The sequence below is a fragment of the Oceanicaulis sp. genome, from assembly GCF_051859625.1.
Classification (GTDB): domain Bacteria; phylum Pseudomonadota; class Alphaproteobacteria; order Caulobacterales; family Maricaulaceae; genus Oceanicaulis.
Window position 1 is genome coordinate 492562 of the sequence record NZ_JBHYFH010000002.1, and the last position, 12645, is coordinate 505206.

At 62.3% G+C, this 12645-nt stretch carries 13 protein-coding genes; 6 read left to right on the forward strand and 7 right to left on the reverse strand.

What is annotated here, in order from left to right; all coding sequences use genetic code 11:
• Nucleotides 1–5: 5 nt before the first annotated feature.
• From ACTIGF_RS11945 to dusB, 4 genes are all read right to left on the reverse strand, one after another.
• Nucleotides 6–2228: an ATP-binding protein gene (locus tag ACTIGF_RS11945; RefSeq protein ID WP_439637101.1), complete on the reverse strand. Its 2223-nt coding sequence runs from the start codon at nucleotides 2226–2228 to the stop codon at nucleotides 6–8.
• 72 nt (nucleotides 2229–2300) lie between these two features.
• Nucleotides 2301–3572: a response regulator gene (locus ACTIGF_RS11950; RefSeq protein WP_439637102.1), complete on the reverse strand. Its 1272-nt coding sequence runs from the start codon at nucleotides 3570–3572 to the stop codon at nucleotides 2301–2303.
• The gene (locus ACTIGF_RS11955; protein ID WP_439637103.1) at nucleotides 3572–4618 is read right to left on the reverse strand and encodes a two-component system sensor histidine kinase NtrB; all 1047 of its coding nucleotides are present in this window, start codon (nucleotides 4616–4618) and stop codon (nucleotides 3572–3574) included. The genes ACTIGF_RS11950 and ACTIGF_RS11955 overlap by 1 nt, the downstream gene beginning before the upstream one ends.
• The gene (gene dusB, locus ACTIGF_RS11960; protein ID WP_439637298.1) at nucleotides 4615–5634 is read right to left on the reverse strand and encodes a tRNA dihydrouridine synthase DusB; all 1020 of its coding nucleotides are present in this window, start codon (nucleotides 5632–5634) and stop codon (nucleotides 4615–4617) included. The genes ACTIGF_RS11955 and dusB overlap by 4 nt, the downstream gene beginning before the upstream one ends.
• Before the next feature lie 174 nt (nucleotides 5635–5808).
• On the opposite strand from dusB, the gene ACTIGF_RS11965 reads away from it, so the two are divergent.
• From ACTIGF_RS11965 to ACTIGF_RS11975, 3 genes are all read left to right on the forward strand, one after another.
• Nucleotides 5809–6012 (forward strand): hypothetical protein, encoded by a 204-nt coding sequence (locus tag ACTIGF_RS11965; RefSeq protein WP_439637104.1) that lies wholly within the window; start codon nucleotides 5809–5811, stop codon nucleotides 6010–6012.
• A gap of 138 nt (nucleotides 6013–6150) precedes the next feature.
• Nucleotides 6151–7287 (forward strand): bifunctional 2-C-methyl-D-erythritol 4-phosphate cytidylyltransferase/2-C-methyl-D-erythritol 2,4-cyclodiphosphate synthase, encoded by a 1137-nt coding sequence (locus ACTIGF_RS11970; RefSeq protein ID WP_439637105.1) that lies wholly within the window; start codon nucleotides 6151–6153, stop codon nucleotides 7285–7287.
• A complete protein-coding gene (locus ACTIGF_RS11975; RefSeq protein ID WP_439637106.1) occupies nucleotides 7284–7769 on the forward strand; it encodes a CinA family protein in 486 nt (161 codons plus the stop codon). The genes ACTIGF_RS11970 and ACTIGF_RS11975 overlap by 4 nt, the downstream gene beginning before the upstream one ends.
• Here the strand turns inward: ACTIGF_RS11975 and ACTIGF_RS11980 are convergent.
• The gene (locus tag ACTIGF_RS11980) at nucleotides 7761–8279 is read right to left on the reverse strand and encodes a type II toxin-antitoxin system RatA family toxin (RefSeq protein ID WP_439637107.1); all 519 of its coding nucleotides are present in this window, start codon (nucleotides 8277–8279) and stop codon (nucleotides 7761–7763) included. The two genes, ACTIGF_RS11975 and ACTIGF_RS11980, sit on opposite strands and share 9 nt — an antisense overlap.
• A gap of 8 nt (nucleotides 8280–8287) precedes the next feature.
• A complete protein-coding gene (lipA, locus tag ACTIGF_RS11985; protein WP_439637108.1) occupies nucleotides 8288–9271 on the reverse strand; it encodes a lipoyl synthase in 984 nt (327 codons plus the stop codon).
• Between the two features lie 123 nt (nucleotides 9272–9394).
• Here lipA and ACTIGF_RS11990 point away from each other — a divergent pair, with 123 nt between their 5' ends.
• The 3 genes from ACTIGF_RS11990 (at nucleotide 9395) to ACTIGF_RS12000 (ending at nucleotide 12145) form a co-directional block, all read left to right on the forward strand.
• Nucleotides 9395–9700 carry an autorepressor SdpR family transcription factor gene (locus ACTIGF_RS11990; protein WP_439637109.1) on the forward strand — a complete coding sequence of 102 codons (306 nt, stop codon included), beginning with the start codon at nucleotides 9395–9397 and terminating at the stop codon, nucleotides 9698–9700.
• Nucleotides 9687–10286: a hypothetical protein gene (locus tag ACTIGF_RS11995; protein ID WP_439637110.1), complete on the forward strand. Its 600-nt coding sequence runs from the start codon at nucleotides 9687–9689 to the stop codon at nucleotides 10284–10286. Before ACTIGF_RS11990 ends, ACTIGF_RS11995 begins: the two co-directional genes overlap by 14 nt.
• Before the next feature lie 128 nt (nucleotides 10287–10414).
• Nucleotides 10415–12145 carry an alpha/beta hydrolase family protein gene (locus ACTIGF_RS12000; RefSeq protein ID WP_439637111.1) on the forward strand — a complete coding sequence of 577 codons (1731 nt, stop codon included), beginning with the start codon at nucleotides 10415–10417 and terminating at the stop codon, nucleotides 12143–12145.
• Here ACTIGF_RS12000 and ACTIGF_RS12005 read toward each other — a convergent pair.
• Nucleotides 12142–12645, reverse strand: coding sequence for a DUF6702 family protein (locus ACTIGF_RS12005; protein ID WP_439637112.1), 504 nt, complete (start codon nucleotides 12643–12645; stop codon nucleotides 12142–12144). The two genes, ACTIGF_RS12000 and ACTIGF_RS12005, sit on opposite strands and share 4 nt — an antisense overlap.

Consider the following 12645-nt stretch of genomic DNA (forward strand, 5'->3'; position numbering starts at 1 on the left):
TGCGTTCAAGCCTCCGCCTGCGCCGGCGTGTCCGGCGCGTTCGTATCGGGTTCAAGCAAGGGTAGGACCAACCGGACCACGGCGCCCCGCACCTGGTCTGGACGGTCATCCAGTTCCAGTCGACCGCCATGGTCTTCCATGATGCGGCGAACAATAGCGAGGCCAAGGCCCGTGCCCTTCGCGCGCGTGGTCATATAGGGCTCTGTGAGGCGCGCCCGGTCATGTTCGGGCCAACCCAGACCATTATCGGTGATCTCGATAATCGCCTGTCCCGTCTCGGCGCCCATGGAAACAGCGATCTGACCGCCCGCCTTCGAGCCGTCTTGCTCCATGCGGGCCGAGACGCTTTCGGCGCCGTTCTTGAGCACATTGGCCAGGGCTTGTCCGATCAGCCGGGAATCGCATTCCACCGAAATCGGCCCGCCCTGCACCGTCAGCAGGACCTGAAGCTCAGGAGACGCGACGCGCTGGGCGAAGACGCAGGCATTGGCGACATCCACCAGATCCGCGACTTCCATCTTGGGCGCGGGCATGCGGGCGAACGCAGAGAACTCATCCACCATGCGGCCGATATCGCTGACCTGACGCACAATGGTGTCGACGCATTTGTCAAACGTCTCCAGGCCGTCCTCGTCAATCTGCTTGCGATATCGGCGCTTCAATCGCTCGGCGGACAGCTGGATCGGGGTTAGCGGGTTCTTGATCTCGTGCGCGATCCGGCGCGCCACATCGCGCCAGGCGGCGCTCCGCTGCGCGGCGACAAGTCGTGAGACATCATCAAACGTGATCACCACGCCGCCATCATCATCCTGGGCCGCGCGAACGCTGAGGCTGACCGTCGCGCCGCCCTCTTCCATCAGGTCGATCTGACGCTCGGCGATTTCATCGGGGCGCCGGTGGACCGCCTGAAAGACTTCCGCGAACTCCGGCATCACCGTCTCGATCATATCACCAACCAGCGCGCCTGGTTCGCGCCCCAGAAGTTGCGCCGCCGATCGGTTGACCAGCGAAACCCGTCCATCGGGCTCCAAACCGATCACGCCGGCGCTGACGCCAGTGAGCACGGCCTCGATAAACGCCCGACGGCGTTCAGATTCTGCATTGCTTTCAAGCAAGGCGCCGCGCTGGCTTTCCAATTGCCGGGTCATCCGGTTGAAGGCCCGGCTCAGCGCTGCAATCTCGTCATTGTCTCGCGCCACCTGCACGCGGGCGCTCAATTCGCCGCGCCGCACCAGCTCCGCCGCCGCAACCAATCGACTGACCGGCGACACCACTTGCGCGGCGGCGCTCAGCGCCAGCCACACCGCGCCCAGAAAGACCAGCATCGCCGCCAGCGCGTAGACGAAGAAGAAGCTGATCCGCATTTGTTGTTCGCTGGCGATCGCTTCGCGGAAAGACTGGGTGGCTTCAAGCGCTGCGCTCAACAAGCTGAAGTCAACGAAAACCAGAGAATACAGATAGGCGTCTTCATAATCCGGCATGCGCAGCAAGATGCGCACATAATCAGGCCCGTCTTCGCGGCGCACCGGAGCCGAGGCGCTGATATCGCCCTCATTGGCGATCTCGAACAAGGATTGAGACGGTGCGGCGAAGCCAGGTGTTTCCGGCGCCTCGTCGCTGCGCGCCAGGATCGTCGCCTGGCTGTCGATCACATACAACGCCGGCAAATTGCGCAACCGCGCCTGGTTCGTCAGATAGCCGCTATACAGAATACGTTGATCCTGAAGGGAGTTGACCGCTTCTGGCGCCGCCAAGTCCTGGACGATGCCGCGCATATGATCGCCGGTCTGACTCAACGCGACTTGCGGCCATTCATTACCCAGCTCCGCGGTGGTCTCCACCAGCGTGTTCACTCGCTCGGCAAACCAGAACTCCACGCCGCGGTTGAGCACCAGCGCCTGAAAACCGGCCATCAGCACCGCCGGAACGACCGCCGCGACGGCGAACAGGGTGATGAAGCGCATTTGCAGACGGGGCGCGGCGGATGCGCCCCCTTGCGTGCCCTTGAGCTGCTGCATGACGCGCAGATACACCGCGACGGCGAGCACGCCCAGCAAAGCGGCCACCAGCGCCATAAGCGTGATGAAGCCCCACCCGCCAGGACCGAACCGGCCCTCGTGGAAAACAGACAGCAGCGCGAGCAAGACCACGCCCAGCGCCGCAACAACGAAGCCGAGTAAAAATAGCGTGGATTGTCGCCAAGCTGGATTGCCCGCAAACTTTGGCAAGTTGCGCGTCTCCTTGCGTCCCCTCAGAGACAGCTTGGCCCATATGTGACGGAAATTCAACGGGTGTGGCTTCTAGGTCTCATCGCTGTCTGCATTCAGGGCAGACAGCCGCCTTGTCAGCGTATTCCTGTTTAAACCCAACAATTTCGCAGCATCCTGCCGCACGCCGTTCGACGATTCCAGCGCAGCGGAGAACAGGCCGCGATCCACGGCGATCTGCGCTTTTTCACCAATCCCGCTCTCTCCCAACGCCAAAGCCGCCCCGAAGAATCGGGCAGCGGCCTCGCTCAGATCCGCACCAGGATCCCGGCTGGAAAACTCATGAATGGCGGCTTCCACTTCCTCGATGGATAACGGACCGCGCGCGCCCTGCATGCTGAGATGCAGCGCGACACGTTTCAGACCGAGCACTTCGCCCGGCCAGACCTGGGTATTGATGAAAGCCCGCAGCTGATCATGCATCTCTCGCGGACTGGCGTGTTCAGCCAGAAAATGGGCGAACAACAGCGCCCGGTCTTCACCACGGTCGCGCAAGGGCGGCAGCTGAACCCGACCTATCGCCAGGTGTGACAACAAGGCCGGCCTGACATGCCGGGCGATGTCAGGCGTCCCCGTGGCCAGAATACGCGGACTATCGCCCCGAGGCGTTTCAAGCGCCTCAATCACCCAGTCCTGAGTCTCGTCATCCCAGTGTTCGGCCCGGCGCAGGATCAACGCGCCGCCTGCCGCAGCCTCGAGCAGCGCAGGGCCTTCTCGCCGCATGCGCGCAGGACCCGCCTCGATGACCGGCCCTGCAACCCCGCTTTCCGCCACCAGAACACGCGCGCTGTGCGCGCGCCCGCTTCCGTCAGGCCCGGTGAATAAAACCGGCGACGATGTGCGCGCCAGACGCCCCAAGGCGCGAAACGCTTCCTGCATGGCGGGCGACCGGCCGACCAACCCGCCGAACCCCTGTGACGAAGAGACAGGAATGACCGGTCCCACATCTTCGAGGGACCTCTTAATAACCGCCACCATCTCATTGAGATCAAATGGCTTTGGCAAATACTCAAACACACCGGCTTTGCCCGCCTCGATCGCAGTGCGCGCGGTGGTCTGGGCGCTCATGATGATGACAGGAATATCGGGCCGGACGCGGGTGACTTCGTTCAGGCGGTCCAGAAAGCTTTCCCGCCCCAGCAAGACGTCTGCAAGCAGGACATCGACCTCACGACGCGCCAGACGCTCAAGCGCCGCGTCAACCGATGCGGTCGCGCGCACTTCAAACCCGGCGCGCGACAGCGCCTTCGCGATCACAAGACGCAGGGATTCATCATCTTCCAGTATCAGAACCCGGTGCGCCATCAGCCGTCCTTACGCTCTACAGGCAGGTAGAAATGAAACTCCGTTCGTCCCGGACGGGTCTCAAACTCAACACCGCCATTGAGAAGGTCTGCGACGCGGCTGACAAGCGCCAGTCCCAGCCCTTCCCCCGCCGGCTTGCCGGTGACGAAAGGATTGAAAATCGCCTCTCGAAGCATTTCATCCACACCCGGCCCGTCATCTTCAATGGCGATCTCAAGACGGGCGTCCGGCGCCGGACCACCCGGTCGAGGCTGGCGATAGCGGGTATAGACCTTGACCCGACCGCCCCCCTGACAGGCCGCTTCACCGGCATTGATCAGAAGGTTGAGCACCGCTTGTGAAACCAGATCGCGATCCGCCAGCGCATCGGGCAAGGACGGATCGAAATACTCAAGCCAGACCACATCCGGCGAGGCGGACGCCCGGGCGGACCGCACGGCTTCGCGCACCAGCGCATGAAGATTGACCCGCCCCAGACGCGGCGGCCCGATATCGCCCACGCGGCTCCAGCGTTCAGCGATACGGCGCGCGCGATCAAGTTCCGTGATGATCAGCGTTGCAAGCTCGCGGCTTTCCTCATCCTCGCTCTGGGCGATGAGTTGCGCTGCGCCGCGCGCGCCCGCCATCGGGTTTTTCAACTCGTGTGACAGCATCATGCCAAAGCCAGCCGCGGCATTGGCGGCCACATCGCTGCGCGCGCCGCCGCCAGATTCAGGCCAGGGCCGAAGACTGACGCAGACGCCAGCTTCATCAGGGGAAGCGTCCACAGAAAGCCGCAAAGCGCGGTCCGCCAGCCCCACTGGCAGATCATGAGCGTACACAGAGCGGTTCTCGTCCAGAGCGCGACGTGCGAGCTCTGCAGACGCCTCGCCCACCGGGCCTGCCGCCTCAAGCGTTTTGCCGACGAGACGCTTGCGAGATTGCCCGAACAAGATCTCAGCACGTGCATTGGCGAAAACGATTTCGCCATTTTGATTCAGCAAAACCAGTGCGATCGGCGCAGCCTCGGCCGCACGTTCCGACAAAGAAGGCGCGCCGCCGCTCAAGCTGCGCTCGCCTGACGGCTCTGAGCGAACGCCATCAGTTCAGACCGCGCCTCCGCTTCGCTTTTCGCCCGGCACAACCGGCCGCGCCAGGCGCGCGCGTCATCCGGGTCTGACACCGCCCAATCCACAAAGCCCGCAAAATGCTTGCGCATGGTCCGCACGCCCAAGGCTTCGCCATACAGCGTCACGCTGTCTTGCAAAGCGTCCGACAAAGACTGCGCCCCGGTTGCAAGGTCCGGTTCACGAAAGACGGCGCCGTCACACAACACGTCCGCAATCGCGCCGGGCAGCCAGGGCCGCCCCTGAGAGGCGCGACCGACCATGACGCCGTCAGCGCCCGATTGCCTCAACGCCTCACGCGCCTGATAGGGCGTGCTGATATCGCCATTGACGATCAGCGGAATGGACACCGCATCTTTCACGCGCGCTACAGCGGCCCAGTCGGCTTGATCCTTGTAAAACTGCTGACGCGTGCGGCCGTGCACGGTGACCATCTTCACGCCGGCCTCTTGTGCGCGCAAAGCCAATTCGGGGGCGTTCAGGCTGTCATGATCCCAGCCCAGACGCATTTTCAGCGTCACGGGGACAGAGACCGCCTTCACCGTCGCCTCGATCAAACTCAGCGCATGATCAAGATCACGCATCAGGGCGGAGCCGCTCAGCCCGCGCGTCACTTGCCGCGCCGGGCAACCCATATTGATGTCGATCACATCCGCGCCGGCCTCCTCAGCCAGGCGCGCGCCCACATCCATCCATTTGGCTTCCCGCCCGGCGAGCTGGATGACATGAGGCCCGCAATCGCCGTCCGCGCGCATGCGCCGGACCACGTCCTCACGGCCTTGCGCCAGGGTCTCACACGCCACCATCTCGCTCACCACAAGGCCTGCGCCGAACTTGAAGGCCTGTTTGCGGATCGGCCAATCGGTCACGCCCGACATCGGCGCCAGCAAAACAGGCCGATCGACACGGATCGCGCCGACGTCAAAACCAGTCAAATTGGGATGAGCAGCAGTCATAGTCATGAGATACCGCGTCTCTAAGCGCTCTTCCAGTGACACTGTGACTCGCAACCCTTGTGCGCGCGGTTTCCCGCCTCTCATGCACGATGCGATCCCCTTATAGGGTTTTGACTCCTATGAAATTCCCCCTAGAGTTGTTTTTCTACTTCGCTTGTCTATCAGGAGATCACAATGAAATCTGTTCGCTTCATGCTGAGCGCCGCTGTGCTGGGCTTCGCCAGCCTGCTCGCCACTCCGGCCGCGCAGGCCTCTACAATTCCCGAAGACGCCGTGGTGCTGTCCTGCACCGAAGTCGCCGGCTTCTACAGCGTCAGAATTTTTCACAACGGCATTATCTATGACGTCTTCAGCGACACCTGCCCGCTAAATCCGTAAAAATCAGATCCGCGATCTGAACCAGATGCGCCCCGGCCAAAAGGTTCGGGGCGTATTCATGTGCACGGTCGCTGGACCTCATTGCCTGAATTGCCTATCGCTGACTTCAGTAGTGTCAGAGGTCGAAGCGAACAGCCCATGGGGTATAGCGCATGCATCGTCGCTGCCGGGCGCGGAACGCGCGCTGGCGGCGGCACGCCGAAGCAATTTCGCAATTTGGCGGGGCGACCCGTGCTGTCTTACAGCATCGACCGGTTCGCCCAGGATCCAGCCTGTGCGCAACTCATCATCGCCCACGCGCCAGGTCAGGCCGATAGGGTGCGCGCCTGTCTGAACGGCGCCGAGGCTGTCCTGGTCGAAGGCGGCGAGACGCGCACCCAGTCGGTGCGCAACGCCCTCGCTCATGTGGCGCACGATCAGGTGCTGATCCATGACGCCGCACGGCCATTGGTGACGGATGCGATCATCGCACGATTGCGCGCCGCGCTGGACAGCGCTTCGGGCGCAGCGCCAGCCTTACCTGTGGCCGACGCCCTGGCGCGATCTGATGATGCTGGCGTCATGCCTGTCAGTCGTGATGGCCTGTACCGCCTTCAAACACCGCAAGCGTTTCAAACCCAGCGTCTGCGCGAGGCTTTCCAGTCCGCTTCAACCGATTATCCTGATGAGGTCTCGCTCGCCCGCGCCAGCGGGTTTGAGGTCGTGCTGACTGAAGGCGAAGAAAGCAATTTCAAAGTGACCTATGCAGATGATTTTGAACGCGCTGAACAGGCGTTGGCTGGCGGCACGCCCTCGACGCTCACCGTCACAGGCATGGGCTATGACGTGCATCGGATGGCGCCGGGCGACGGCGTGCATCTGTGCGGGGTGTTCATCGACTGCCCCTACCGACTGATCGGGCATTCGGACGCTGACGCCGGACTTCACGCCATCACAGACGCTCTTCTGGGCGCGGCGGGGCTGGGTGATATCGGCGACCATTTCCCGCCCAGCGACGATCAGTGGAAAGGCGCAGATTCTGCGATGTTTCTCGCGCACGCCGTCAAAATCGCCGCCGAGGCGGGCGCGCGCGCGGTCCATGTGGATGTGACGCTGATTTGTGAACGCCCGAAGATCGGCCCGCACAAGGCCGCCATGAAATCCCGAGTCGCCGAGATTCTGGACCTTGATCCCAGGCGGGTGAACATCAAGGCGACCACCACAGAGAAGCTCGGCTTCACCGGTCGCGGCGAAGGGCTGGCGGCGGAAGCGATTGTAACGGCGGTGCTGTCATGAGCGCGGCGCACAGCTACGCACAAGAGGTCATAGAACGGGCGAAGGCGCGCGGCGTCATGATCGCCACGGCGGAGTCCTGCACGGGCGGGCTGATTGCGGGTGAGTTGACCGAAATTCCGGGCTCGTCGGCGGTCGTGGACCGAGGCTTCGTGACCTATTCCAACGACGCCAAAATAGAGATGCTAGGCGTGCCGGCGAAGACCATCGCGACCCATGGCGCCGTCTCGGCTGAAACGGCCAGGGCCATGGCCGAAGGCGCACTGGCGCGCAGCCAGGCCGATCTCACTGTGTCTGTAACCGGGATCGCCGGGCCAGGCGGCGGCAGCGCCGACAAACCTGTCGGTCTGGTCTGGTTCGGCTGCGCACATACAGGAAAGCCGACGCAGACACTGAGCCGGCGCTATGGCGATGTGGGGCGCGATCGGGTGCGCGCTCTGACCGTTGAAGAAGCGCTGCAGCTTTTATTGCACAGCCTAGGTTGAGACTTCCGGCGTCGGAATACGCTTGAGCGCATCAGTATAATCGAGATCAGGGTCGCCGACCGGTTCAAACCGCTTGGCCGCTTCAGCCTCGAAGGCGCCGATCAGATACCGGATCGCCCGCGTCCGACTGCCATCGAGCAGCATTTGCAGGACCGGATTCTTGAACCCGTAGCGGATCCAGAAATCAACAAGGGTCGAGCCGTCCTCAAGACGGTGAAACCGCCAACGATTGGCCAGCTCGTGGAACGGGCCTGACAGATAGGTCACGTCAATGGCGAGCGAGGGTGCGTCGAGCGTCACACGGGTGGTGAAGCCTTCACGGACAAATTTGTAGCGGACACGCGCCTCGGCATCGAGTTCCCCCACCCCATCAACCACCGCATCACGAGTCACGCGCATGGCGGTGATCAGTTTGATGAAATCAGGATAGCGACGCACATCGCTGACCAGCTCAAAGAGATCTTCAGGCCGGTAGCGCAAGCGCATCCGTTCTACATGCTCGGCGCTCATGGAACTCTCTAGAGGGTTTTGCCGGACGCCAGCGCAGCCTCGCGGGCGGCGCGCATGCGCTCGAAATCATCCCCGGCATGATAGCTCGACCGGGTGAGCGGGCTGGCGGACACCATCAAGAACCCTTTGGCACGGGCGATGGTCTCATAGCTTTTGAATTCTTCCGGGGTGACATAACGGTCCACCGCGGCGTGCTTGCGGGTCGGCTGCAAATATTGGCCGATGGTCAGGAAATCGATGCCGGCGGAGCGCATATCGTCCATCACCTGCATGACTTCTTCTTTTGTCTCACCCAGGCCGACCATGATGCCGGACTTGGTGAACTGGCTGGGGTCGCGTTCTTTCACGCGTTCCAGCAGGCGCAGCGAATGATAATAGCGCGCGCCCGGACGAATGCCGAGATAGAGCCGGGGAACCGTCTCCAGATTGTGATTGAACACGTCCGGACGCGCGTCGATCACGACTTCCGCCGCCCCCGGCTTGCGCAGGAAGTCCGGCGTCAGAATTTCAATAGTCGTGTCCGGCGCAGCGTCCCGGATCGCACGGATCACCTGGGCGAAATGCTCCGCCCCGCCATCGGCGAGGTCGTCGCGGTCCACCGAGGTGATGACCACGTGCTTGAGCTCCATGGTCGCCGTGGCGTGGGCTACCCGGCGCGGCTCATCGGTATCCAGAGCATCCGGCAGGCCGGTCTTCACATTGCAGAAGCTGCAAGCGCGGGTGCAGGTCTCACCCATGATCATGAAGGTGGCGTGCTTCTGCGACCAGCACTCGCCGATATTGGGGCAGCCCGCCTCTTCACACACGGTGACGAGATTGTTCTCCTTCACCACATTGCGCGTCTCGGAAAACACGCCGCCCGTCGGGGCCTTCACGCGAATCCAGTCCGGCTTTCGCAGCACCGGAGTATCGGGGCGCTTTTGCTTTTCCGGGTGCCGCGCGGCGCGAGCGTCGTGCGAGGTGGAGCGGGGGGATGAGATCAGGTTGACCATACGCCCCAGATAAGCCCCCCAGCCCTTTCCATCAAGTTCACAAACAGCGCCCGTGTCGGTCATTTAGACGAATGGCGAATTATTCGCTTGCCATCATTTCGATGATTAGCTAATCATCTACTCATGAGCACTGTATTCAAAGCCCTCTCTGACCCCACACGACGCCGGGTTCTGGAGCTGCTACGCGAACGCCCCATGACGGCGGGAGAGCTGGCGGCGGAGTTCGACGTCTCCAAACCCACCATGTCCGCGCACTTCTCCGTGTTGAAGGACGCCAATCTGGTGGACGCAACAAAAACAGGGAAAACCGTCACTTACCGCATCAAGCTCAGCGTTCTTGAAGATGCTCTTTTGGGTTTCGCCAAAACTTTCGGCCTGGGCGACGGCTCCACCACAGACAAAAAGGACCAAGACAATGGCGCAGACTAAAGCTCCGTTTTACTCCACTGCCGCCATTCTGGCTCTGGCCTTCCCGCTGGCCGGCATTCTGGCTGTCCGCGAACCTGAAGAAGCCTGGATGTTCGTCCTGGGCGCGATTTTCCTGCCGGTCGCCTGGCTGCTCGTGGAGACCCTCAAATTCAGCAATCAGGAAAACAAACCTTCCGAAGAAGACCGCGTCACGCTCCGGCAGTCGATTCGCTCCGCCGGAATCCTGATCCTGATCCCGATGGGTTTGACGGTCGTGTTCACCTCCGGGTTCACCTGGATCACCGACGCCTGGGAGGTCCGCATTCTGGGCAGCGCCTTCGGCATCGCCATGATCGTCATCGCCAATGCGATCCCGAAACGCCCGACCTCTTTGAGCCCTGGAAACGCCTCCCAGGCCCAGCGACAGGCCATCGCCCGGTTTTCCGGTCTGGTTTTGATGATCACCGGGGCGCTCTACATCCTCGCCGCCTTCATCACGCCGCAAGATTATTCAGCGCTTGCGCTGACCGCGATCGCCGTATGCGGCTCCCTGCTCGTGGTGGCCCGATGCCTGATGGTCATGCTCGGCGCAAAATCCCAAGCCTGACCTTCGCCTGATCGCCGGAGCGTTTGAAGCGCTCCGGCTCCCCTCATCCGGACACGGCTCAACAGCGCGTTTCGCCGCTGAACGGGAGAGTTGCGTCCCCACCAAACCGAAAAAGAAAGACACATTCCATGACCCAACAACACTCATCCTTGTTCACGATACTGGCCGGCGGATTTCTGATCTTGCTGATCAGTGGTCTCGCCAGCGCGCAAACGGTCGCGGATCGCGCGGGCGACTGGCGGGCGACGCTAGAAACGCCGGGAGGTGACATGCGCCTGCAGGTTACGGTCACCATCGATGAAAATGGCGATCAGACAGCGGTTCTGGAAAGCCTCGATCAGGCGCCGGGCCAACTCATTCCGATCAGCAGCGTGGCGATCTCGCTCGATCGCTTTGAATTTTCCATCGCCGCGATCGGCGCCCGGTTCGAAGGCGAATGGAACGACGCCGAAGCCAGTTATGACGGCGTCTTCAGCCAGGGCATGCAGATCCCCACAAGCTTTGCGCGCCCGACCGAAGACACCGCGGTCTTCATCGACGGTATGGATGGACGTTGGGAAGGTCAGCTGATCCGCAACGACACCGAGCTGGAGTTCGCGCTGAACATCCAGACCGGCCAAGACGGCACACGGGTCACCCTCGATTCCGTCTCCCAGGCCGCCTACGACATCCCGGTCCGCAACTTCAGCCGCTCTGGCGATGCGGTGTCCTTTCAAGTGCCCGCCGCCAATGTGTCCTATCAAGGTCAGGTCAACGACGACACGTTGAGCGGCGACTGGATGCGACCCGGTTTTGAAACCGTCACGGTGACATTCGACCGCGTGTCCGAGACGGTCGAGGCGCACAACCGTCCTCAAACCCCGCAAGCGCCCTTCCCCTATGCCATCGAGGAAGTCCGCATCGACAACCCTGACGCCGAGGGGGTGACGCTGGCGGGCAGCCTGACCTTGCCTGAAGGCGAAGGCCCGTTTCCGGGCGTGGTGCTGATCTCGGGATCAGGCCCACAAGACCGTGACGAGACCGTCTGGACACACCAGCCCTTCGCGGTTCTGGCCGATCATCTGACCCGTCAGGGCATTGCAGTGTTGCGATATGATGACCGGGGCTTTGCAGACTCGACCGGTGATTTCGCCAGCGCGACCTCATACGACTTCGCCTCAGACGCCGCCGCTGTTGCGCAGTGGATGCGCAATCATCCTTTGATCCGTTCAGTTGGACTCGCCGGGCACAGCGAAGGCGGCCTGATCGCGCCGATCGTCGCCGCCGAGCACAGCGACACCGCCTTCGTTATTCTGCTGGCGGGACCCGGCACGCCAGGGCATCGCTTCATCATTGACCAGATCGTGGCGAACTCCGACGCCATGGGCGTTGACCCTGACGAGACCCGCGCGCGCGTGGCCGTCATGGAAACACTGGTGGACGCCGTCCGCCATGCGCGCGACCGGGAAAGCGCCGAAGCCGTGCTGGACGGTCTCCTGACGGCAGACAACCTCGCCATTCTTCAAGTACCAGCCGATCAGAAAACGACTTTCATCAATTCCATGCGACGCGACTGGTATCGCGCCCTGGTGAACTATGATCCGGCGGATTGGTTCGCGCAGATGGACCAGCCTGTTCTGGCGTTGCAAGGCACGCTGGACCTGCAGATCGTCGCCGAACCCAATGTGGCGGGACTGGACGCCTTGCTCGCTGACAAGCCCGATGCGCAAATCGTCGTGCTGGAGGGGCGCAACCATCTGTTCCAGAACGCCCAGACGGGCCTCATGACGGAATATGCGCAGATTGAGGAAACCTTTGATCCCGAAGTCATGGCGCTGATCGCCGACTGGATCAATGCGCGCTTTGGCGCAGAGCGCTAGAAACGCGCGCGCCCCGGCGCACGAGAGTCCGGTCCCTGGGTCAGGGACTGGACATCCTCGCCCAGACGAATGTTCGTCAGGTTGGACTGGCTGGGGTGGAAATCCACCAGCAAGCGATTGTCGATGATCACGGACGTCCCGGGCTCGGGCGCATCTCCGACAAAATAGAAGAAGGTGAATTCGCCATCAGGCTCCGCGCCCACAAAGCGCAGCGGCGCCGGCCCCTCGCCTTCAACACGCATGGAGAACCGCGCAGCGGCATAAGCGCCCAGACGCAACAAGCCCTCACGGGTCTCATATAGCTCGGCGTCGTCAATGGCGTTGAACCCGATCGCGGGATGCAGGTCATGGGTATACAGCCTGTGTACGACCTCAAGCTCGCCCGTGGTCGCATTGACCGAGATATCCGTCAGCCCGGCATGAAGCCGATGGGCATGAGCGGAACCGGCCGCTGCGCAAAGCGCAACGGCCAGAACCAGCGTCCGGATGACGGGACCCAT

Bases quoted from the DNA above. Each gene is read 5' to 3' on its own strand.
- ACTIGF_RS11950 (WP_439637102.1), bottom strand. From the start codon at position 3,572: ATGGCGCACCGGGTTCTGATACTGGAAGATGATGAATCCCTGCGTCTT.
- dusB (WP_439637298.1), bottom strand. From the start codon at position 5,634: ATGACTGCTGCTCATCCCAATTTGACTGGTTTTGACGTCGGCGCGATC.
- ACTIGF_RS11965 (WP_439637104.1), top strand. From the start codon at position 5,809: ATGAAATCTGTTCGCTTCATGCTGAGCGCCGCTGTGCTGGGCTTCGCC.
- ACTIGF_RS11970 (WP_439637105.1), top strand. From the start codon at position 6,151: ATGGGGTATAGCGCATGCATCGTCGCTGCCGGGCGCGGAACGCGCGCT.
- ACTIGF_RS11975 (WP_439637106.1), top strand. From the start codon at position 7,284: ATGAGCGCGGCGCACAGCTACGCACAAGAGGTCATAGAACGGGCGAAG.
- ACTIGF_RS11980 (WP_439637107.1), bottom strand. From the start codon at position 8,279: ATGAGCGCCGAGCATGTAGAACGGATGCGCTTGCGCTACCGGCCTGAA.
- lipA (WP_439637108.1), bottom strand. From the start codon at position 9,271: ATGGTCAACCTGATCTCATCCCCCCGCTCCACCTCGCACGACGCTCGC.
- ACTIGF_RS11990 (WP_439637109.1), top strand. From the start codon at position 9,395: ATGAGCACTGTATTCAAAGCCCTCTCTGACCCCACACGACGCCGGGTT.
- ACTIGF_RS11995 (WP_439637110.1), top strand. From the start codon at position 9,687: ATGGCGCAGACTAAAGCTCCGTTTTACTCCACTGCCGCCATTCTGGCT.
- ACTIGF_RS12000 (WP_439637111.1), top strand. From the start codon at position 10,415: ATGACCCAACAACACTCATCCTTGTTCACGATACTGGCCGGCGGATTT.
- ACTIGF_RS12005 (WP_439637112.1), bottom strand. From the start codon at position 12,645: ATGGGTCCCGTCATCCGGACGCTGGTTCTGGCCGTTGCGCTTTGCGCA.